Raw genomic sequence first — 18,969 nt, forward strand, 5'->3', positions numbered from 1 at the left:
CGCGATGTGCTGAGACATCACCTGTCTCCGATGTCCTGAGAACAGACAGGCCCCTGTCGGGCCGCAACTGCTCACGTGGGTCAGGCGGTCGTGGTCTCCGGCGTGCGCGCGGCGGTGTCGTCGCGGGCGAGGCGACGCTCGACGAGCGCCCCGAACACCAGCCCGATGACGCCCCAGAGGATCATCTGCGCGGCGAACGACGCCACGCGGAAGGCGTAGAGCACGTCGGCGTCGAAGCCCGGGAAGACGATCGTCCCGGCGGCGTTGCGCAGCGGCAGCGGCGTCTCCGAGACCCGCGGGCCGTTCTCCACCACGTTGATCGTCAGCTCACCGAGGCCCGGCAGCACCGTCATGAGGACCGCCGACAGCGCGACGTAGACGGCGCCGCCGACGAGCACGGCGTTCCACGTGCCCAGGCGTTCCCGCAGGAGCCGGGCGACGGCCACCGCCGCCACGAGGAACACCAGCGACCCGACGACCATCACCAGGTAGAGCGCGGTCCGGTCGCTGATCGTCTCGTCGCTGCCCACCGCGGGCGGGCTCGCCGGGTACTTGACGAAGGGCGTCGCGTACAGCGTCAGGAACCCGGCGCCGGCCACCACGAGCGCCAGCACGCGCGGCCGCAGCGCGACCCGGCCGTGCAGCAGGGTGTACGCGACGGCGAACAGCAGGCCGAGCGCGATGCCCATGCCGACCATGCCGATCCCCAGGCCGAGCGTGCTCTGCACCCCGCGGCTGACGATCTCCTCCTCGGCCCCGCCGGCCGCCGGGGAGCCCGCCGCCGTCGCCAGGGCGGCCTCGGCCTCGCCGCGACCCTCCTCGTAGGCGATCGCGGCGTTGACCTGCGGTTCGGCGAAGACCAGGGAGAACACCCAGGCGACCAGCCCGGCCACCGCGCCGGCGAGGACGCCGCGCAGGACGAACGAGCGGGCCTCCATCAGTGGCAGGGGAAGCCGAGGAAGTGGCGGGCGTCGTGCACCAGCTCGTGGACGTAGCTGGTGTCGCCGAACACCGAGACGGCACCCTCGTCGATCCCGACGAGGTAGTACAGGGCCAGCCCGACGAGCAGGGCGCTGAGCAGCCAGGGCAGCGTGGCCGAGGTGGGGATGGCGGTGGCCCGGGCGCGGGCGACGGCACCGGCTGTGGTCACGAGGTGTCTCCTTCACGGGCGCACGACGAAGCTGCCGCACCGGGAGGGCGGCGAGATCGACGCTAGGGCGCCCGCCGCGAGGGCGTCAATACCTCAGCAGGTGATGAGATGTTCCCGTCGACCAGGAGGAGTCCCGTTGCGCCTGCACCTGCTCGCCCACGCCGCGACCGCCGCGGCGCGGGCTGCGCGCTTCCCCGCCGACGAGCCGCTCGACGCGGGCGGGCGGCGGGCGGCGACGGCGCTGGCCGGCGAGCTGCGCGACCCGGACCGGCTGCTCGTCGCGCCCTCGGCGCGGTGCCGCGAGACCGCGGGCCTCGCACTGCCCGACCGCACACCCGACGGCGACGCCCCTGAGGGACCCGCGTCCGGGGACTGGGCGGGGCGCGCGCCGGCCGACCTCGACCCCGCCGCGCTCGGCGCCTGGCTCTCCGAGCCCGACGCCGCCCCACCGGGCGGGGAGTCGCTCGCGGGCCTGCGCACCCGCGTCGGCGCCTGGATGGACGGTCTCGAGGGCGCCGAGGCCACCGTGGTGCTCGCCGTCGTCGACCCGCCGGTCGTGCGCGCGGCTGTCGCCCACGCCCTGCGCGCCGGCCCGCACGGGGCGTGGCGGGTGGACGTGGCGCCGCTCGCCCTCGCCGTGCTGACCGGGCGGAGCGGGCGGTGGAACCTGCGCTCGCTGGGTCAACCCGACCGGTAGCGCAGCCCGTCGACCAGCAGCGCGGTCATGCGCCGCGCGTGGTCCGCCCCGGCGTCCCACGCCGGCCCGCAGAGGTTGGCGACCGCGCGCAGCAGGTCGTTCGCCGCGACGTCACCGCGCACCGCCCCGGCCTCGACGGAGGCGGCGAGCAGGCCCTCCAGGGCCGGGCGGAAGCGTGCGTCGAAGTAGCCGGGCAGGGCGTCGAACGCGGGGTCGCCCGAGTGCAGGGCTGCCGCGAGGCCGCGCTTGGTGCCGATGAAGTCGGTGTAGCGCAGGAGCCACCGCTCGAGCGCCTCGTCCGGCGGCAGCTCGGCGGCGAGCGCGGGGGCCTCGTCGGCGCAGGCGTCGACGGCGTGTCGGAAGACGGCCGCGACGAGGTCGGAGCGCTTCGGGAAGTGGCGGTAGAACGTCCCGACCCCGACGCCGGCCTTCGTCGCGATCTCGCGGACCGGGGCGTCGACGCCGGAGGTGGCGAACACCGCGGCCGCGGCCTCGAGCAGGGCGTCGGTGTTGCGGCGCGCGTCGGCACGGACCCGGCGCGCCGGCTGCTCGCCCATCCACCTCTCCCCTTCGACGGGTCGAGCTACGCTGCGCTTCGTCTCCGGTGAGACGGAACCCCCCTCCGCTTCGGTGACGGTAGCGCGCCCGACAGCACGAGCACCACCGAGGCCCGAACAAGATCGTCGAGGACTGTCGGGGGTCGGGTCTAGCGTCTGGTTCGTGAGCATCGGTGCGGGTCTCGGGGCGGGCGCCGGGGTGCCGCTCGAGGTTCTCGATGCGGTGGATCCGGCGGGGTTGGCCGGGGCGGAGGTGGTCGAGTTCGCGCGGGTGTGTTTCCGGGCCCGCAACCAGGCCACGGCGCGGTTGCTGACCGCGTCGCACCATGCGGGCCGCGCGCAGGACGGGCGTCGGGTGCGGCGGGAGCTGCTCGACGAGTTCTCCGCCGACGAGGCGGCGGCCGCGTTGGGGTGGTCGCGGGCGATGGCGTCGCGGTGGCTGGATCTGGCCGACGACGTGTTGGTGCGCCTGCCCGAGGTGCATGCGCTGATGCGCACCGGGGAGCTCGACGAGTCGAAGGCGCGGGTGGTCTCGGACTGGACCCGCGATCTGTGTGACGACCACGCCCACGCGGTGTGCGCGGTGGTGCTGGCCGAGGCGCCCGGGTTGACCAACGCCGGGGTGATCGAGCGCATCCAGGAGCTGGCGGCGGCGCTGGATCCGGAGTGGACCGCGCGGCGGGAGAAGGCCGCGCAGAAGCGGGCGCGGGTGCTGGCGTCCCGGAACCCGTCGGGCACGGCGAACGTGTGCGGCTACGACCTGCCGGTGGACCGCAGCGTGGTGGGGATGGCCCGGTTGGAGGCGCTGGCCGCGGCGCTGCGCCGTCGCGGGGTGCCGGTGCGGATCGAGGCCCTGCGCGCCCAGGTGTATCTGGCGTTGTTCGACGGCACCGCGGCCGGGCTCGACGACGACGCCCTGCTCGACCACCTCGCCGCCGAACTCACACCGCCACCCGACCCGCCCGACCCGCCCGACCCGCCCGACGAGCCCGACGGCGGCCCCGACCCAGGACCCGACGGACCCGGCGACGGCGGCCCCCGCGACGACGGCCCCAGCAACAACGGCTCCAGCGGCGACCCGGGTGGCGCGGGCCCCAGTGATGCCGGCAGCGATCCGATCGCGGGACCGAGCGACGAGCCGAGCGACGACCCGAGCGACGGCCTCGATCAGCGACACACCGGCGAGGACCCGGCCGGCGAGGAGCCGGACCTCGTGGCGCCGCCGGTGTCGGGTGGGGTTCGTGAAGGGCTGGTGGAGGTGCGGATGCGGCTGAGCACGGCGTTGGGGCTCGACGAGCTACCCGCTCGGCTCCCCGGCTGGGCCGGGACCGTGCTGCCCACCACCGCCCGCGAGCTGCTCGAGCGCTACCGCCGCGGCGAGTGGCGCCTGGTGCTCACCGATGACCACGGCCACCTCCAACACGTCCTCCTGCTCCACCACCGACCAGGCGGCCCCCGCCGCGGAGGACGGCGGGGGCGGCGCGGACCAGCGATCGTCGAGCTGCAGGCCCCGACGACGTTGCTGGCCGCCCTCGACCCCGCCGGCCACCCCGCCTGGGCCGGGCTGATTACCGAGGCCCAGCAGCGCCTCGCCGACCTCGGCCCACCCGGCGCCCCCGACCGCGATGTGCACCCCGACCACGCGCGGCACCGGCGGCCCTGCGCCGAGGTCGACCGGTGGGTCCGCGCCCGCGACCGCCGCTGCGTCGCCCCCGCCTGCCGCCGGGCCGCCCACGGCACCGACCTCGACCACACCATCGACCACGCCCACCACGGCCCCACCCTGAGCCGCAACCTCGGCGCCTGGTGCCGACACCACCACCGCGCCAAACACCACGGCGACTGGCGGGTCAGCCAGCCCGCACCCGGCCGGTTCCTCATCACCACCCGCGCCGGTGCGACCTACGACACCTCACCACCACGCATCCTCGACCCGCTGCCGGACCCCCGCCCGGCCGCACGACCCCGCCCCCTGCCACCCCACGAGCAGAACCATGACCAGGACCACGACCAGGACCACGACATGGACGAGGAGCCACGACCGCTGCTCGCGGCCCGTCGAGGGCGGGGCGCCCGCAGTACCGCACGGCCCGCCGACAGCCGCCCACCCCGCAGCCCCGGCACCCGCGAGGGCCTCCGCCGCACACGCACCCCCGCCACCGAGACCGACCTCGACCCACCGCCGTTCTGACGACGCGGACGGCACGCTCGGTAGATCATTCTGGAGAGGTGCCCGCCGCCGTGGTGACGGTCAGCCGCCCGTGAGCTGGCGGCGCACTGCGTCGAGGTCGATGAGCGACCACACCTGCGCGATGCGGCCGGCGTCGAAGCGGTAGAAGACGTGCTCGGCGAACGCCACGCGCCGCCCGTCGGGCTCGATGCCGTGGAAGGTCGCCCGGGGCGTGCAGTCGAACCACAGCCGGCAGGCGACGTGGTCGCCGTGGACGACGAGCAGGTCCACGGTGAACAGCAGGTCCGGGATCCGCGCGACGTCGTCGGCCAGCAGGGCGCGGTACCCGTCGAGCGACAGGGCCTCGCCGTTGTAGGTCAGCTCGTCGTGGACGTACTCCCCCAGCCGCTCGAGCTGCCGCTCGTTCAGGCACGCGAGGTAGTCCCGGTAGACGTCCTCGAGGCCGCTCACCGGCGGCGGACCAGGTAGGTGTCCATGATCCAGCCCTTGCGCTCCCGCTCCTGCGCGCGCCGGGCGAGGATCTGCTCGCGCACGTCGGCCACGCGGCCGGCGAGCAGCACCTCGTCGGGGGTGCCGACGTAGGCACCCCAGTAGACGGTCGCGTCGTCGGGCAGGTGGTCGAGGCCGTGGTCCTTCGCGCTGTCGAGCATGACGACCAGGTCGGCCTCGCCCGAGTCGACGCTGTCGTCGAGCACGCGGCGGGCCGGGGTGATCGTGGCGGCGCGGGCGGTGCGGGTCAGCGTCGTGCGGTGCGCGGCGGCCAGCACCGACGGCGCCCCGAGGCCGGGCACGACGCGCCAGTCGAGGTCGACGCGGCCGCGGGCGTCGAGGCGGTGGAGCATCTCGACGGTGCCGTCGTAGATCGCCGGGTCGCCCCAGACGAGCAGCGCGCACGACCCGCCCTCGGGCACCTCGTCGAGCAGGGTCTGCTCGTAGAGCGCGGCCCGCTCGTCGCGCCAGCGCTCGGTGGCGCCCTCGTAGTCGGGCGAGGTGCGGTCCCGCACCGCGTCGTCGCGCTCGACGACCCGCGCCTGCGGGGCGAAGCGCTCAACGAGCCCTGCCCGGACCGCGGTCAGCTCGTCGGCCGGCCCGGGCTTGTGCAGCAGCACCACCACGTCGACGCCGCCGAGCGCCTCGACCGCGTCGAGCGTCAGCTGCCCCGGGTCGCCCAGCCCGATCCCCACCACCTGCACCGTCCGCACGAGGAGGCAGGCTCTCACGCCGGCGGCCGTTCAGGGCGCCGGCGTCTCCGGGGCGACGTCGACGGTGACCGGCACGGTGACGACCCGCCAGTCGCGCTGCACCTGCGCCCAGAGCGCGTAGCGGCCCGGCTGCGGGAAGGTGACGTCGAAGGCGACCTCGGGGCCGTAGGTGCCGGCGGGGCCGGCCGGGCGCATGTCGTGGACGTGGCCGAACGCCGACGCCGGGTCCACCGGGTCGGGCGTCCCCGCCAGCCCGGGGCCGAGCACCAGGAGGTGCCCGGCCATGCCCAGCCAGGACTGCAGGTCGGTGACGGGGGCACCGGCGCGGCTGAACGCCGCGGCGACGCGGGCCGGCCGCCCGGCGACGGCGCCGCTCACCGCGACATCGGCCTGCAGGTCGCCGACCTGCCGCGCCCCGGGACCGGGGGCGGGCGCCGCCGTGGCCGGCGCGCCGGCGACCGCGAACGCGGTGCGCGCGACCTGGTGACCGCCGTCGCCGGCGCGCTCCATCTCGGCGAAGACCCCGTACCGCCCGGCCACCGGCGGCACGAGCCGCACCACGTAGCGGCCCGGCGCCGTGCGGACGGGGTGGACGTGCGTGACCTGCCCGTCGGGGCCGATCACCGCGAGGTGGATCAGCGCGTCGTCGTGGATCGCGAGGTCGTCGACGACGGTGCCGCCCGAGGAGTCGGTGAGGTCGAGGACGAGGTCGACGGGGGTCGCGGCCGTGGCCGGGGTCGCGGTCCGGGCGGCCACGACGACGCTGCCCGGGGCCATCGCCGTCGGGACGCTCATCGGCGCGGCCGCCGGCATCGCGGGCATGTCCGCCATCCCGGCGTGACCTGCGTGTCCCCCGGCCGCGGGAGCGGGGGTCGGGGTCGGGGCCGGCGCGGCCGTGGTGGCGGGGGCCGTGGAGGCAGCCGTGACCGCGACGGTCACCCCGACGACCGCGACGACCCCGAGCGCCAGCGCCACCCGCGGGCGGTGCCGCAGGGCCAGGGCGGCGACGAGGGCGACGACGCCCACCACCGCGGCGACGCGCACCGCCCACACCCAGCCCGGCGTCGGGGCCGGCGCCGGGACGTCCACCGGGACCCGCGCGACCGCCGCTCCGTCGGCGACCACCACCTCCCACGGCCCCGGCCCGTCGGCGGTCAGGACCGCGTCGTGCGGCCGGCCGGCCGGCCCGACGGGGACGGCGACCGGCGTTCCCGCCCCGCCGGGGCGCGCGGCCGCGACCGTCACCTCCCCCGGCGGCGCGTCCTCCCGCGCGAGCACGACCACGGGCATCCGGCCGCCGCCCGCGGGCGGCGTGGTGATCGTCAGGACGAGGTCGCGGGCGCCGAGCGAGAGCTCGATCCGTGACACCCCGGCCGGCGCCGCCTCGTGGGCGAGCGCCGACGGCGCGAGCAGCGCGGCCAGCGCGACCAGGAGCACGACCGCGGCGGCTCGGCGGGGACGGGTCACGGGGACACCGTAGGTGGTGACACGGATACCTCATCAGACGCTGAGGTGAGGGCGCCGTTCCCGACCCACCGGTAACCGCCGTAACGCTCACCGCGGTGCGCCGATCTCACCAGCGTCCGGCGGAGCGCCCGGGCACCGGAGTTCGGGGGACAGGGTGACCACCAGCGAGACCGACGCGGAGGACCGGCAGGCGGTCGACGAGCACGTCGACCGCACCGAGTCCGAGCCGCAGGAGCACGACGAGCAGCAGCACGACGGGCCCGACGACGGGTCACCGGCCTACCGCCCCTGGCAGCGTCTCGCCATCTCGGCGCTGATCGTCGCGGTGCTGGTGTCGCTGCTCGCGACGAACGCACCGGACTCGACGATCAAGAACGCACTGGTCGGCCTCGCCCGCCCGTTCATCCTCGTCACCGGCCTGGACCAGCGCTGGGGCGTGTTCGCCCCGAACCCACGCCTGGAGACCAGCAACGTCCTCGCGCGCGTCGAGCGGGCGGACGGCACGGTGGGGACCTATCCGCTCGACTCGGGAGCGGGTCTCTCCGAGTACTGGAACTACCGCTGGCGCAAGTACGGCGAGCAGCTGTGGACCAACGACAACGCGGTGCGTGAGCGCGCGGCCTTCTCGCAGTGGGTCATCGCGCAGGACCGGGCGGCCGGGCACGAGCCGACGCGGCTCACCCTGATCCGGGTCACGCGGCCGAACCTGGCGCCCGGCCCGGGCCCCGACGAGGGCCCCTGGAGCGAGGTCCCGTTCTCCACCACCACGGTGAACGCGCGATGAGCGGCCCGTGGACCCGCCTGCGCGCGGGCTGGGAACGCTTCTTCTTCACCCCGGAGTCGACCGCGCCGGTCGAGGTGGTGCGCATCGGCTTCGGGCTCGTGGCGACCGGGTGGACGCTCTCGCTGGCCCCGGTCCTCGTCCCGTTCTTCGGGCCCGCCCCGGCCGTGCCGGACCCGCCGCGCGTCGCCCTCGGCTGGACGCTCATGACCCTCGTCGGCGGCTCCCCGTTGGTGTGGGTGCTGTGGCTGGCCGGAGTGCTCGGCGCCGCCGCGCTGACCGTCGGGTTCCGGACGCGCCTGGCCGCGCTGCTCGTGTTCGTGGTCATGGTCTCGGTGACCCGGCAGGCGCCGCTCGCCTTCAACGCCGGTGACGGGCTCCTGCGGGTCATCTCCTTCTACGTGCTGCTCATGCCGGCGGGCTCGGCGTTCTCGGTGGACCGGTGGCTCGCCGACCGCCGGGGCGTCTGGACCTTCCCCCGCCGCGCCCCCTGGGCCCTGCGCCTCGCGCAGATCCAGCTGTCGGTCATCTACCTCGCCACGGTGTGGGAGAAGTCCGGCGGCGTCCTGTGGCGCAACGGCACGGCGGTGTCGTACGCGATGCGCATCGGCGACCTCGAGCGCGTGCCGATGCCGTCGTTCGTCACCGACTCGCTCGCGCTGACCCAGCTCGCGACGCTCGGGACCCTCGCCGCGGAGCTCGCGATCGGCATCCTCGTCTGGAACCGGGCCGCGCGGCCCTACGTCCTCGCGATCGGCGTGCTGCTGCACCTGTCGATCGAGCTCACGCTGGCGGTCGGCTTCTTCGGCCTCGGCATGATGACGCTCTACCTCACGTTCCTTCCCCCGCGCCGTGCCGAGCAGGTCCTGGGCTGGTTCCGCGACCACGCCGCCGGCCTGCGGCGCCGCCGGTCCGGGGCACCGGTGGCCGCGGACGGGGCCGTGCGCGCTGATCCCGACGTCGTGCGATGAGCGCCGCCGGCACCGTCCGGGACGAGGCCCCGCCGGCCGGGACCCCCTCCCCGGCACCCGCCGGCACCACGCCGCGGTCGGGCGGGGACCTCGCCGTGGCGATCGGGATCCCGACGCTGGTGCTGGCCGTCCACAGCGCGTCCTACGGGCCGTACATCGAGGACGACGCCGGGATCACCTTCGCCTACGCCCGCTCGATCGCCACGGGCCTGGGCCCCGTCCTCCAGGCGGGTGCCGCACCCGTCGAGGGCTACTCGAACCCGCTGTGGCTCGGCGTCCTCGTCCTCGGCCACTGGCTCGGACTGTTCGACCACGGGGCCTGGTTCGGCCTCGCCGACGTCGTGCTGTTCCCCAAGCTCGTCGCGCTGGCCTGCGCCGCGACCATGTTCGGGGTGCTGTTCGGGCTCGCCCGCACCGTGTCCCGGCGCCCGGCCGTCCTCACCGCCGTCGCGGGCACGATCACGGCGCTCGTGCCCTCCTTCGCGATCTGGACCACCAGCGGCCTCGAGAACGGCCTCTACGCCCTGCTGGTCGTCGCCCTCGCCGCGACGGTCGCCCGGGCGGCGGTCGAGGGGCGCCTCCTCGCGAGCCTGGTGGCGGTGACCGCTGGGGCCCTGGCCGGCCTCGCGGCGCTCACCCGGCCGGACGGGCTGCTCTACCTGGCCGCCTACCCCGTCGTCGCCGCCCTCGTGCACTCCGGCGACCCGCAGCGGGCCCTCGTGCCGGCCCTGCGATCGGTCGGTGCCGCGCTCGTGCCCGTCGGGACCTACCTCGTGTGGCGTCTGCTCACCTTCGGCGACTGGCTGCCCACGACCGCGCGGGCCAAGCGCCAGGCGCTGCCGGGGCCGGCCGACCTGGCCCGCCCCGGGGAGCTGGTCTCCTACGCCGGCTGGCTCGCGGTGGCGCTCGCGGTCGTCGCCGTCGCGCTGGTGCTCACCCGGCCGTCGCGCGTCCGCACCGTCGTCGGGGTGCTGCTCGTGCCGCTCGGGATCGCGCTGACCGCGTTCGCCGCCCTGTCGCCCGACTGGATGGAGCAGTACCGCTTCGCGACGCCGGTGTGGCCGCTCGGGGCCTTCGTGGGCGTGCTCGCGGCGGGCGAGGCGTGGCGCCGGTGCCGCTCGCGGCGAAGCCGGGTGCTCGCCCTGGTCGCCGTCGCCCTGGCGGTGCTGTCGTCGGGAGCGGCGTGGTTCGACGCCGCCGCCTCGTTCCGCCGGGACCCCACGGCGCCGCTGTGCTTCGTCGCGACGACCGTCGGCGAGCGGACCAACGCCTACGCCGACATCCTCGGGGTCCGGGACGGCAGCTTCCTCACCGTCGACGGCGGCGGGACGGCGCTCACCAGCCGGCTGCGCTTCGTCGACCTCTCCGGACTGACCGACGCGCGCTACGCGGACGCCTGGCAGCGCGGTGACACCCAGCGGATCCGCGACCTCACCTTCGAGACCGTCCGGCCCACGTTCTTCAAGATCGACGCCGGCTGGTCGGGCACGGTGAGCTCCGGACTGCTGACCGACCCGCGGCTCGACCGCGACTACGTCCTGCTGATCTCCCCGTGGGTCAACACGGGGACCTGGGTGCGTCGTGACGCCGTGCCCGACGCGCAGGCCCTCGCGACGGCGCGGAGCCACGCCACCGCGGGCTACACCGCCTTCGACGTGCCGTTCCTGACGGGAGACCGCTCGGCCTGGCTGTGCGGCCCCGTGCTCCGGCCAGGGGCGACGTCGTGATCGGCATAACACTTTCGTCACGACGCGACCAGCGAGTAACACCGAACGGGTGAGTGCCGACACGTGATCGTCGGCGGGGCGGCGACCGGGTCGGATCAGGGGTGGGACGGAGCGAGGGCATGACGACGGCACAGACGATCGGGCGGCGGGCGCTGGTGCTCGGCGCGGGTGTTCTCCTCGTGGGGTCACTCGGCGTCGGCAGCGCCTCGGCGTGGACGGGCGGCGGCTATGGCTACGGCTACGGCTACGGCTGTGTGACGGTCGCCAGCAGCGGCAACAGCTCGACCTACCTCGGCACCACCAGCAGCACCGGCAACTCGGGCACGCTCACCAGCACCGGCATCCTCAGCGACCTCACCAGCACGGGCATCCTGAGCGACCTGACCAGCACCGGCCTGACCAGCACCGGGCTCACGAGCACCGGCCTGACCAGCACCGGCCTGACCAGCACCGGGCTCACCAGCACCGGCCTGACCAGCACCGGCCTCACGACCGGCAGCGGCACGACCGGAGGCACGACGGGCGGCACCACCGGGGGCACGACGGGCGGCACCACCGGGGGCACGACGGGCGGCACCACCGATGGGGGGACCACGGGCGGCACCGCCGGTGGGGCCAGCAGCGTCCTGCCGCTGACCCAGAACCTCCGCGCCGCGGACGGCACGACGACCGACGGCACCACCACCACCGACGGGTCGACCACCACCGACGGCAGCACCACGACCGACGGGTCGACGACCACCACGGGCACGACGACGGGCTCCACGACCGGCTCCACGACCAACCAGTCGACGACGAGCGTCACGACCGGCACGACGTACCCGACCTACTCGACGACCTGCTACTACCACCCCTCGACGGGGCACTACTACTACGACTCCCGCCCCGTCGGCCCGGTCTACGCGACGCAGGTCAGCTCCGTCCCGCGCGGCGGCGTCGACACCGGCAACTGAGCGATGACGACCACCGAGAAGCCGGAACAGAAGGACCAGGACCGGTCCGCCCGCGGCGGGCGATCGCTGACCAACCTGTCGATCGGGATCGTCGTGGTCCTCGTCGGCCTGGCCGTCATCGTCGGGATGAACTCCGGCTCGTCGTCCTCGTCGTCGGTCGACTCGCCGGCCCCGCTGGCGGCCTCGACGCCGACGCACGTGAGCGTGCCGTCGATCTCCGCGGACTCGTCGCTGGTGGCCACCGGGCTCCAGCCCGACGGGAGCCTCGCGGTCCCGCCGGTCTCGCAGCCGATGCAGGCGTCGTGGTTCGACGGGTCTCCCACCCCGGGCTCTGTCGGGCCGGCCGTCATCCTCGGTCACATCAACGGCAACGGGCAGCCCGGGATCTTCGCGAACCTCGACAAGGTCACGGCCGGCGCCGAGGTCGTCGTCGACCGGGCCGATGGACAGCGCGCGATCTTCCAGGTCTCGCGGGTCGACGTGATCCCGAAGTCGTCGTTCCCGACCGACTCGGTCTACAACGACACGCCGAACTCCCAGCTGCGCCTCATCACCTGCGGCGGGCAGTACGACCGGGCCAACCGGAACTACCTGTCGAACGTGATCGTCTACGCCGATCTCATCGACGTCCAGCACGTCTGATCGCCGTCCCCGGGCACGATGACCTCGTGCCCGGGGACGCCGACCTCGCCCGCCTGCTGGCGGGGATCGACCCCGTCCTGCACCCCGAGCCGCACGTGTTCGTCACCGTCCCGGTGCTGCCGGAGGGGCTGGCGCCCGTCGCGACGATCCGCGAGGACGAGGGACTCTCGGCGGTCGTGACGGCCGAGGACGCCGCGGCCCACGGGCTCGCGGGCACCTTCGTCTGCGCCTGGATCACGCTGCGCGTGTACTCGGCGCTCGACGCCGTCGGCTTCCTCGCGGTGGTCACCCGCGCCCTGGCCGACGCCGGCATCGGCACCAACCCGGTCGCCGGCTTCCACCACGACCACCTCTTCGTGCCGTGGGACCGCCGGCACGACGCGCTCGCGGTGCTGCGCCGCCTCAGCCGGGCGTGACCTCCCGCGGCGTCCCCAGCTGCTCGGCCAGCGTCACGGCGACCAGCAGCTGCTCGGGCTCCGGGCGGCGGACCTCCGAGCTCGCCGTCAGCAGGAACGTCCCCGCCCGCCCGTCACGCCCGGCCGGCAGCTCGATCTCGTCCATGACGGGCAGGCCCTCGCGCCGGACGTCGACCGTGCGGCCCGCCCACACGACCGTGCCGTCGCGCTCGAGGACGGGCCGACCCGGGGTGTCTCCCGCCGCCTCGAAGCGGCACCCGTCGAGGTCGAGGACCTCGGTGATCATGCCGGCGATCGTCTCCGCCACGTCCTGCCGCGGCGAGCCCTCGGCCGCCAGCCGCGCCGCCCGGGCGACCCCGGACAGGTAACCCGCCCGCCGGCTCGACCGCGCGGCCTGGCGCCGCCCCCACCACGCGATCTCGGAGACGGCGACACCGATCACGAGGAGCAGCACCGCGGTCTCGACGTCCTCCCGGTCGAGGATCGCGAACCGCAGGTACGGCGCGGTGAGGAAGAAGTCGAAGGACGCCGCGGAGGCCAGCGCCGCGAGCACCCCGGCGATCCGATCGCCCGCCGCGGCCACCGCCACGACCACCACCACGAGCACGAGCGCGGCCCCCGTGTTCGCCAGCAGCTCGCGGGCCAGGCCCGCCACGACCGCGACGAGCACGGGCAGCACCACCGCGACCGCCCGCACGCCGACCCGCCACCGCTCCGTCACCGGACCAGCACACCGCGGGCCGGCCCGCGGGTGCCGGAGTTCTACGCGACGTTGACGGCGCCGGGCCCGACGTTGTCGTCCTGCGTCCGCCGCGGCTCAGACGGGCGGCTCGGGGTCGTACTGGATCCCGCGGCGCACCTGCCGGGCGCGTTCCGGGCCGACGAGGCGGGCGACCAGGTGCAGGGCCATGTCGATGCCCGCCGACACGCCGGAGCTGCTCACGACGTCGCCGTCGTCCACGAACCGGTCGTCCCGGCGCACCTCGACGGTGGGGTCGAGCTCGGCGAGGACGTCCAGCGACGCGTGGTGGGTGGTCGCGGGCCGGTCCCCGAGCAGGCCGGCGGCGGCGTAGACGAGCGAGCCGGTGCAGACGCTGGTCATCAGCGGCACCTCGGCGCGCCACCGCCGCACCCGGTCGAGGTGCTCGGGGTCGCGCATCAGCGGCCGCGTGCCCCGGCCTCCCGGGTGCAGGAGCACCTCGAGCGGCGGCAGGTCGTCCACCGCCCGGTCGGGAAGGATCACCATGCCCTTGGCGCAGCGCACCGGCTCGCCGTCGACCGAGAACGTCGTCACCCGGAAGCCGTCGTCGGCGAAGTTGGCCGTCCAGAACGCCAGGACCTCCCACGGCCCCACCGCATCGAGCTCCTCGACGCCCTCGAACAGCAGGATCCCCAGCCAGCGCTCCGTGCCCACCGGGCCAGCGTGCCGGATCACATCCGGCTGCGGCGACGTGAAAACCGCGCACGGCGGGCGTCAACGACGCGTCAACGCGGACCCGCGGCGCCCGGCGCGGGCGGAACCTCGGCGGTCGGTGCACCGCGGTCGGACGCGGTGCCGCGGCGAAGGGAAACCGGTGCTCGACCTCCTCTACGCGGGCGTGGTGATCGTGGTCTTCGCGGTCCTGCTGCTCGCCGTCCGCGGGCTGGACCGGCTGTGAGCGGGGACGCCGTGGCCAACCTGGTCGGTGGTCTCGTCGCGCTGGGGCTGCTCGTCTACCTGGTCATCGCCCTCGTGCGCCCGGAGAGGTTCTGATGGCCGGCCTCCTGCAGGTGCTCGTCCTGCTCGTGCTGCTCGCGGCCGTGTGGCGACCCCTCGGCGACTGGATGGCCCGCGTCTACACCGACGAGCGCGACTGGCGCGTCGAGCGCGTCCTCTACCGGCTCGTGCGCGTCGACCCCCGCTCCGAGCAGCGCGCGAGCACCTACGCCGTCGCGATCCTGGTGTTCTCCTTCGCCGGCGTCGTGCTGCTCTACCTGCTCCAGCGGCTGCAGTCGTTCCTGCCGTTCGCCTTCGAGCGCGGCGCCGTCGAGCCGGGCGTCGCGTTCAACACCGCGATCTCCTTCGTCACCAACACGAACTGGCAGTCCTACGTCCCCGAGACGACCATGGGCCACACGGTGCAGATGGCCGGCCTCACCGTGCAGAACTTCGTGTCCGCCGCGGTCGGGATGGCCGTGGCCGTGGCGCTGATCCGCGGCTTCGTCCGCAGCCGCACCGACCGTCTCGGCAACGCCTGGGTCGACATCGTCCGCGGGTGCACGCGCGTCCTGCTGCCGATCGCGGCGGTCGCCGCCGTCGTGCTCGTCGCCACGGGTGTCGTGATGAGCCTGCGGTCGGGCGTGGACGTGCTCGGCGTCGACGGGCGGCCGTCGACGATCGCGCTGGCGCCCGCCGCCTCGCAGGAGTCGATCAAGGAATTGGGCACCAACGGCGGCGGCATCTTCAACGCGAACTCCGCGCACCCGTTCGAGAACCCCACCCCGGTGTCGAACCTGTTCGAGATCTTCCTGCTGCTCGTCATCCCGGTCGCGCTGACCCGGACGTTCGGGCGGATGGTCGGCTCCGTCCGCCAGGGCGTCTCGCTGCTGGCCGTGATGGCCGGGCTGTGGGGCGCGATGCTCGCGGTCATCTGGGTCGCCGAGGCGCGCAGCGCGTCGTTCGCGGGAGCCAACCTCGAGGGCAAGGAGGTCCGGTTCGGCATTCCCGGTTCCGCCCTGTTCGCCGACTCCACCACGGGCACGTCGACGGGGGCGGTCAACTCGCTGCACGACAGCTTCTCCGCCTTCGGCGGCGGCGGGGCGCTGCTCAACATGCTGTTCTCGGAGATGACGCCCGGCGGCGTCGGGACGGGGCTCTACTCGATCCTCATCGTCGCGATCATCGCGGTGTTCCTCGCCGGGCTGATGGTGGGGCGCACACCGGAGTACCTCGGCAAGCGCCTGGGGCGCCGCGAGGTGACGTGCGCGGTGGTCGTCGTGCTGACGATGCCGGCCCTGGTGCTGCTCGGCACCGGGCTCGCGATCGCGCTGCCGTCGACCGCCGGTCGCCCAGGAATGCCGGGGGCACTGACCAACGCGGGACCGCACGGCCTGTCCGAGGTGCTCTACGCCTACGCGTCCGCCGCCAACAACAACGGCTCGGCCTTCGGCGGGCTCACGGTCACCAGCGGGTTCTTCCAGACCACGCTCGGGATCGCGATGCTGCTCGGCCGCTTCCTGCCCATCGTCGCCGTGCTCGCCCTCGCCGGCCTGCTCGCCCGCCAGCCGCGGACCGAGCCCGGACCCGGCACGTTGTCGACCGGTACGCCGCTGTTCGCCGTCCTCGTGGCCGGCACGGTCGTGCTGGTCGCGGCGATCACCTTCCTCCCCGCCCTCGCCCTGAGCCCCCTCGCGGAGGGACTGGCATGACCGCCGCCCCGGTCCACAGCGACCACCGCTCCCCCGCCGAGGCCGAGGAGCTCCACGCCGGCCGCACCGGCCGCGCCGTCGGCGCCGGCGCGTTCCGGCCCGGGCAGCTGCTCGAGTCGCTGCCCACCGCCCTGCGCAAGCTCGACCCGCGCCACCAGGTGCGCAACCCGGTCATGTTCGTGGTCTGGGTCGGGTCGGTCGTCGTCACCGTGTCGGCGATCGTCGACCCGAGCGTGTTCGCCTGGCTGATCGCGGTCTGGCTCTGGTTCACCGTCGTCTTCGCGAACCTCGCCGAGGCCGTCGCGGAGGGCCGCGGCCGGGCCCAGGCCGACGCGCTGCGGGCGACGCGCACCGACACCGTCGCCGTGCGGGAGGACGGCACGACCATCGCGGCGACCGAGCTGCGCGTCGACGACCGCGTGGTCGTCGAGGCCGGGCAGACGATCCCCGGCGACGGCGAGATCGTCGAGGGCATCGCGACCGTCGACGAGTCGGCGATCACCGGCGAGTCCGCGCCGGTGGTGCGCGAGTCCGGCGGGGACTTCTCCTCGGTCACCGGCGGCACCACCGTGCTCTCCGACCGGGTCGTCGTGCGGATCACCGCCAAACCCGGCGACTCGTTCGTCGACCGGATGATCGCGCTGGTCGAGGGCGCGCAGCGGCAGAAGACGCCCAACGAGATCGCCCTGACGATCCTGCTCTCGGCGCTGACGATCGTGTTCCTGCTGGCCGTCGTGACGCTGCAGCCGATGGCGGGGTACTCGGGCCAGCAGCAGTCGCTCGTGGTGCTGGTGGCCCTCCTGGTCTGCCTCATCCCGACCACCATCGGGGCGCTGCTCTCGGCCATCGGCATCGCCGGGATGGACCGGCTCGTACAGCGCAACGTCCTCGCGACGTCGGGGCGCGCGGTCGAGGCGGCCGGCGACGTGTCGACGCTGCTGCTCGACAAGACCGGCACGATCACCTACGGCAACCGGCGCGCGACGGCCCTGCACCCGCTGCCCGGGGTCGACGCCGCCGACCTCGCGGCGGCGGCGCGGCTGGCGAGCCTCGCCGACACCACGCCCGAGGGCCGCTCGATCGTCACGCTCTGCGCCGAGCAGCACGGCCTGCCCGCCGGGGCCTCGGCCCACGAGGCGACCGCGGAGTTCGTCCCGTTCAGCGCGACCACCCGCATGTCCGGGGTGGACCTCGACGGCCGGGAGCTGCGCAAGGGCGCGACGGCGGCGGTGATCGCCTGGCTCGGGGACGACACCGACCGGGCCCGTCTCGAGGCGATCAGCACCGGCATCGCCGAGCGCGGCGGCACCCCGCTGGTCGTCGCCTCCCACGTGCGTGATCTTTCGAGCTATAGCTCAGAAGATCACGCACGTAACCGGGCGCTGGGGGTCGTCGAGCTGTCGGACGTCGTGAAGCCCGGGATCGCGGAGCGGTTCGCCGAGCTGCGGGCCATGGGCATCAAGACCGTGATGATCACGGGCGACAACCCCGTGACGGCCCGCGCGATCGCCGCCGAGTCCGGCGTCGACGACGTGCTCGCCGAGGCCACGCCCGAGGACAAGCTCGCGCTCATCCGCCGCGAGCAGGCGGGCGGGCGCCTGGTCGCCATGACCGGCGACGGCACCAACGACGCGCCCGCGCTCGCGCAGGCCGACGTCGGCGTCGCCATGAACTCGGGGACCAGCGCGGCCAAGGAGGCCGGCAACATGGTCGACCTCGACTCCGACCCCACCAAGCTCATCGGGGTCGTCGAGGTCGGCAAGCAGATGCTCATCACCCGCGGGGCGCTGACCACGTTCTCGCTGGCCAACGACCTCGCGAAGTACTTCGCGATCCTGCCGGCGATGTTCCTGGCGATCTTCCCGCAGCTCGCGGCGCTGAACGTCATGCGGTTGGCGACGCCCGAGTCGGCCATCCTGTCCGCGGTCGTCTTCAACGCGCTCGTCATCGTCGCGCTGATCCCGCTGGCGCTGCGCGGCGTGCGGTTCCGCCCGTCGTCGTCCGACCGGCTGCTGCGCCGCAACCTGCTCGTCTACGGGCTCGGCGGCGTCGTCGTGCCCTTCGTCGGCATCTTCGTCATCGACCTCCTCGTCCGGCTCATCCCGGGGATCGGGTGACCATGTCCACCGTCATCGACCACGACACCGAGCACGCCCCGGTCCGGGAGTCCGCCGTCACGGGGACCCAGCTGCGCCGCCAGCTCGCCGCCGCCGTCCGGGTGCTGCTCGCGCTCACCGTGCTGCTCGGCGTCCTCTATCCCGCCGTCGTCTGGGGGGTCTCGCGCCTGCCCGGCCTGCACACGAACGCCGAGGGCTCGCTGATGCCGAGCGGCCAGTCGAGCCTCATCGGCATCGACCCCGTCCCGGCGAACCCCGCCGCCGACCCGTGGTTCCACACCCGGCCGTCGGCCTCGGCCCCCGCGGACGCCGTCGCCGGGCTCGGGCCGGCCGACACCACGACGTCGGGCGGGTCGAACCTCGGCCCGCACGCCGGGGACCTCGAGACGGCGGTCGCGGAGCGCCGGGCGGCCATCGCGGCCCGCGAGGGCGTCGCTCCCGCCGCGGTGCCGCCGGACGCGCTCACCGCGTCCGCGTCCGGGCTCGACCCGCAGATCAGCCCGGAGTACGCGGCCCTGCAGGTGCCGCGCGTCGCCCGGGTCACGGGTCTGGGCGAGGACCGGGTCCGCGCCCTCGTCGCCGACGCCACCGAGGGGCGCACGCTGGGGTTCCTCGGCGAGCCGCGGGTGGACGTCCCCGAGCTCGACGCGGCACTCGTCTCGGCGGCACCGGGGATCCGCTGAGCCGTGT

21 protein-coding genes are annotated in these 18,969 nt (G+C 74.8%); 13 read left to right on the forward strand and 8 right to left on the reverse strand.

What is annotated here, in order from left to right:
* Positions 1-80: 80 nt before the first annotated feature.
* Both ABD994_RS15435 and ABD994_RS15440 read right to left on the reverse strand, forming a co-directional pair.
* A complete protein-coding gene (locus ABD994_RS15435) occupies positions 81-938 on the reverse strand; it encodes a CbtA family protein (protein ID WP_345416322.1) in 858 nt (285 codons plus the stop codon).
* Entirely contained in the window at positions 938-1,150 is a 213-nt protein-coding gene (locus ABD994_RS15440; RefSeq protein WP_425550068.1) for a CbtB domain-containing protein, read from the reverse strand. Before ABD994_RS15440 ends, ABD994_RS15435 begins: the two co-directional genes overlap by 1 nt.
* A gap of 136 nt (positions 1,151-1,286) precedes the next feature.
* Here ABD994_RS15440 and ABD994_RS15445 point away from each other — a divergent pair, with 136 nt between their 5' ends.
* Positions 1,287-1,847, forward strand: coding sequence for a histidine phosphatase family protein (locus ABD994_RS15445; RefSeq protein ID WP_345416325.1), 561 nt, complete (start codon positions 1,287-1,289; stop codon positions 1,845-1,847).
* On the opposite strand, the gene ABD994_RS15450 is transcribed toward ABD994_RS15445, so the two are convergent.
* Entirely contained in the window at positions 1,832-2,404 is a 573-nt protein-coding gene (locus ABD994_RS15450; RefSeq protein WP_345416328.1) for a TetR/AcrR family transcriptional regulator, read from the reverse strand. The two genes, ABD994_RS15445 and ABD994_RS15450, sit on opposite strands and share 16 nt — an antisense overlap.
* Positions 2,405-2,567: 163 nt before the next feature.
* Between ABD994_RS15450 and ABD994_RS15455 the strand changes: the two genes are divergently transcribed.
* Entirely contained in the window at positions 2,568-4,595 is a 2,028-nt protein-coding gene (locus ABD994_RS15455; RefSeq protein WP_345416330.1) for an HNH endonuclease signature motif containing protein, read from the forward strand.
* A 60-nt stretch (positions 4,596-4,655) separates the two neighbouring features.
* Here the strand turns inward: ABD994_RS15455 and ABD994_RS15460 are convergent, their stop codons facing one another.
* The 3 genes from ABD994_RS15460 to ABD994_RS15470 are packed head-to-tail and all read right to left on the reverse strand — an operon-like array spanning position 4,656 to position 7,264.
* On the reverse strand, positions 4,656-5,045 hold the full coding sequence (locus tag ABD994_RS15460) for an ester cyclase (protein WP_345416332.1): 390 nt from the start codon (positions 5,043-5,045) through the stop codon (positions 4,656-4,658).
* A complete protein-coding gene (cobF, locus tag ABD994_RS15465) occupies positions 5,042-5,797 on the reverse strand; it encodes a precorrin-6A synthase (deacetylating) (RefSeq protein WP_345416333.1) in 756 nt (251 codons plus the stop codon). The genes ABD994_RS15460 and cobF overlap by 4 nt, the downstream gene beginning before the upstream one ends.
* 30 nt (positions 5,798-5,827) lie before the next feature.
* Positions 5,828-7,264, reverse strand: a complete 1,437-nt coding sequence (locus ABD994_RS15470) for a hypothetical protein (RefSeq protein ID WP_345416336.1) — start codon at positions 7,262-7,264, stop codon at positions 5,828-5,830.
* A gap of 154 nt (positions 7,265-7,418) precedes the next feature.
* On the opposite strand from ABD994_RS15470, the gene ABD994_RS15475 reads away from it, so the two are divergent.
* The 6 genes from ABD994_RS15475 to ABD994_RS15500 all read left to right on the forward strand — a co-directional run bounded on the left by ABD994_RS15475 (position 7,419) and on the right by ABD994_RS15500 (position 12,754).
* Entirely contained in the window at positions 7,419-8,048 is a 630-nt protein-coding gene (locus tag ABD994_RS15475) for a hypothetical protein (RefSeq protein WP_345416339.1), read from the forward strand.
* Positions 8,045-9,016 (forward strand): HTTM domain-containing protein, encoded by a 972-nt coding sequence (locus tag ABD994_RS15480; RefSeq protein WP_345416342.1) that lies wholly within the window; start codon positions 8,045-8,047, stop codon positions 9,014-9,016. The genes ABD994_RS15475 and ABD994_RS15480 overlap by 4 nt, the downstream gene beginning before the upstream one ends.
* Complete coding sequence (locus tag ABD994_RS15485; protein WP_345416345.1) at positions 9,013-10,743, forward strand: hypothetical protein; 1,731 nt, start codon at positions 9,013-9,015, stop codon at positions 10,741-10,743. Before ABD994_RS15480 ends, ABD994_RS15485 begins: the two co-directional genes overlap by 4 nt.
* Before the next feature lie 119 nt (positions 10,744-10,862).
* Positions 10,863-11,696 carry a hypothetical protein gene (locus ABD994_RS15490; RefSeq protein WP_345416348.1) on the forward strand — a complete coding sequence of 278 codons (834 nt, stop codon included), beginning with the start codon at positions 10,863-10,865 and terminating at the stop codon, positions 11,694-11,696.
* Between the two features lie 3 nt (positions 11,697-11,699).
* Positions 11,700-12,338: a class F sortase gene (locus ABD994_RS15495; protein ID WP_345416351.1), complete on the forward strand. Its 639-nt coding sequence runs from the start codon at positions 11,700-11,702 to the stop codon at positions 12,336-12,338.
* Positions 12,339-12,364: 26 nt separating this feature from the next.
* Entirely contained in the window at positions 12,365-12,754 is a 390-nt protein-coding gene (locus ABD994_RS15500) for an ACT domain-containing protein (protein ID WP_345416354.1), read from the forward strand.
* Here the strand turns inward: ABD994_RS15500 and ABD994_RS15505 are convergent.
* Both ABD994_RS15505 and ABD994_RS15510 read right to left on the reverse strand, forming a co-directional pair.
* On the reverse strand, positions 12,741-13,475 hold the full coding sequence (locus ABD994_RS15505) for a DUF4118 domain-containing protein (protein ID WP_345416357.1): 735 nt from the start codon (positions 13,473-13,475) through the stop codon (positions 12,741-12,743). The genes ABD994_RS15500 and ABD994_RS15505 overlap by 14 nt on opposite strands.
* 96 nt (positions 13,476-13,571) lie before the next feature.
* Complete coding sequence (locus ABD994_RS15510; RefSeq protein WP_345416360.1) at positions 13,572-14,168, reverse strand: DJ-1/PfpI family protein; 597 nt, start codon at positions 14,166-14,168, stop codon at positions 13,572-13,574.
* 118 nt (positions 14,169-14,286) lie between these two features.
* Here ABD994_RS15510 and ABD994_RS15515 point away from each other — a divergent pair, with 118 nt between their 5' ends.
* From ABD994_RS15515 to ABD994_RS15535, 5 genes are read left to right on the forward strand one after another with little or no spacing between them, the layout of a single operon-like run.
* Positions 14,287-14,412: a hypothetical protein gene (locus ABD994_RS15515; RefSeq protein ID WP_345416363.1), complete on the forward strand. Its 126-nt coding sequence runs from the start codon at positions 14,287-14,289 to the stop codon at positions 14,410-14,412.
* Positions 14,409-14,507: a K(+)-transporting ATPase subunit F gene (gene kdpF / locus ABD994_RS15520; protein WP_345416366.1), complete on the forward strand. Its 99-nt coding sequence runs from the start codon at positions 14,409-14,411 to the stop codon at positions 14,505-14,507. The genes ABD994_RS15515 and kdpF overlap by 4 nt, the downstream gene beginning before the upstream one ends.
* Positions 14,507-16,162: a potassium-transporting ATPase subunit KdpA gene (kdpA, locus tag ABD994_RS15525; protein WP_345416369.1), complete on the forward strand. Its 1,656-nt coding sequence runs from the start codon at positions 14,507-14,509 to the stop codon at positions 16,160-16,162. Before kdpF ends, kdpA begins: the two co-directional genes overlap by 1 nt.
* Positions 16,159-18,279 carry a potassium-transporting ATPase subunit KdpB gene (kdpB, locus tag ABD994_RS15530; RefSeq protein ID WP_345416372.1) on the forward strand — a complete coding sequence of 707 codons (2,121 nt, stop codon included), beginning with the start codon at positions 16,159-16,161 and terminating at the stop codon, positions 18,277-18,279. Before kdpA ends, kdpB begins: the two co-directional genes overlap by 4 nt.
* A gap of 2 nt (positions 18,280-18,281) precedes the next feature.
* Positions 18,282-18,962, forward strand: coding sequence for a potassium-transporting ATPase subunit C (locus ABD994_RS15535; protein WP_345416375.1), 681 nt, complete (start codon positions 18,282-18,284; stop codon positions 18,960-18,962).
* The last annotated feature ends 7 nt before the right edge of the window (positions 18,963-18,969 follow it).

Source organism: Actinomycetospora chlora (assembly GCF_039542135.1).
GTDB classification, from domain to species: Bacteria; Actinomycetota; Actinomycetes; order Mycobacteriales; family Pseudonocardiaceae; genus Actinomycetospora; species Actinomycetospora chlora.

Bases quoted from the DNA above. Each gene is read 5' to 3' on its own strand.
- ABD994_RS15495 (WP_345416351.1), top strand. From the start codon at position 11,700: ATGACGACCACCGAGAAGCCGGAACAGAAGGACCAGGACCGGTCCGCC.
- ABD994_RS15450 (WP_345416328.1), bottom strand. From the start codon at position 2,404: ATGGGCGAGCAGCCGGCGCGCCGGGTCCGTGCCGACGCGCGCCGCAAC.
- ABD994_RS15480 (WP_345416342.1), top strand. From the start codon at position 8,045: ATGAGCGGCCCGTGGACCCGCCTGCGCGCGGGCTGGGAACGCTTCTTC.
- kdpA (WP_345416369.1), top strand. From the start codon at position 14,507: ATGGCCGGCCTCCTGCAGGTGCTCGTCCTGCTCGTGCTGCTCGCGGCC.
- kdpB (WP_345416372.1), top strand. From the start codon at position 16,159: ATGACCGCCGCCCCGGTCCACAGCGACCACCGCTCCCCCGCCGAGGCC.
- ABD994_RS15485 (WP_345416345.1), top strand. From the start codon at position 9,013: ATGAGCGCCGCCGGCACCGTCCGGGACGAGGCCCCGCCGGCCGGGACC.
- ABD994_RS15535 (WP_345416375.1), top strand. From the start codon at position 18,282: ATGTCCACCGTCATCGACCACGACACCGAGCACGCCCCGGTCCGGGAG.
- ABD994_RS15435 (WP_345416322.1), bottom strand. From the start codon at position 938: ATGGAGGCCCGCTCGTTCGTCCTGCGCGGCGTCCTCGCCGGCGCGGTG.
- ABD994_RS15490 (WP_345416348.1), top strand. From the start codon at position 10,863: ATGACGACGGCACAGACGATCGGGCGGCGGGCGCTGGTGCTCGGCGCG.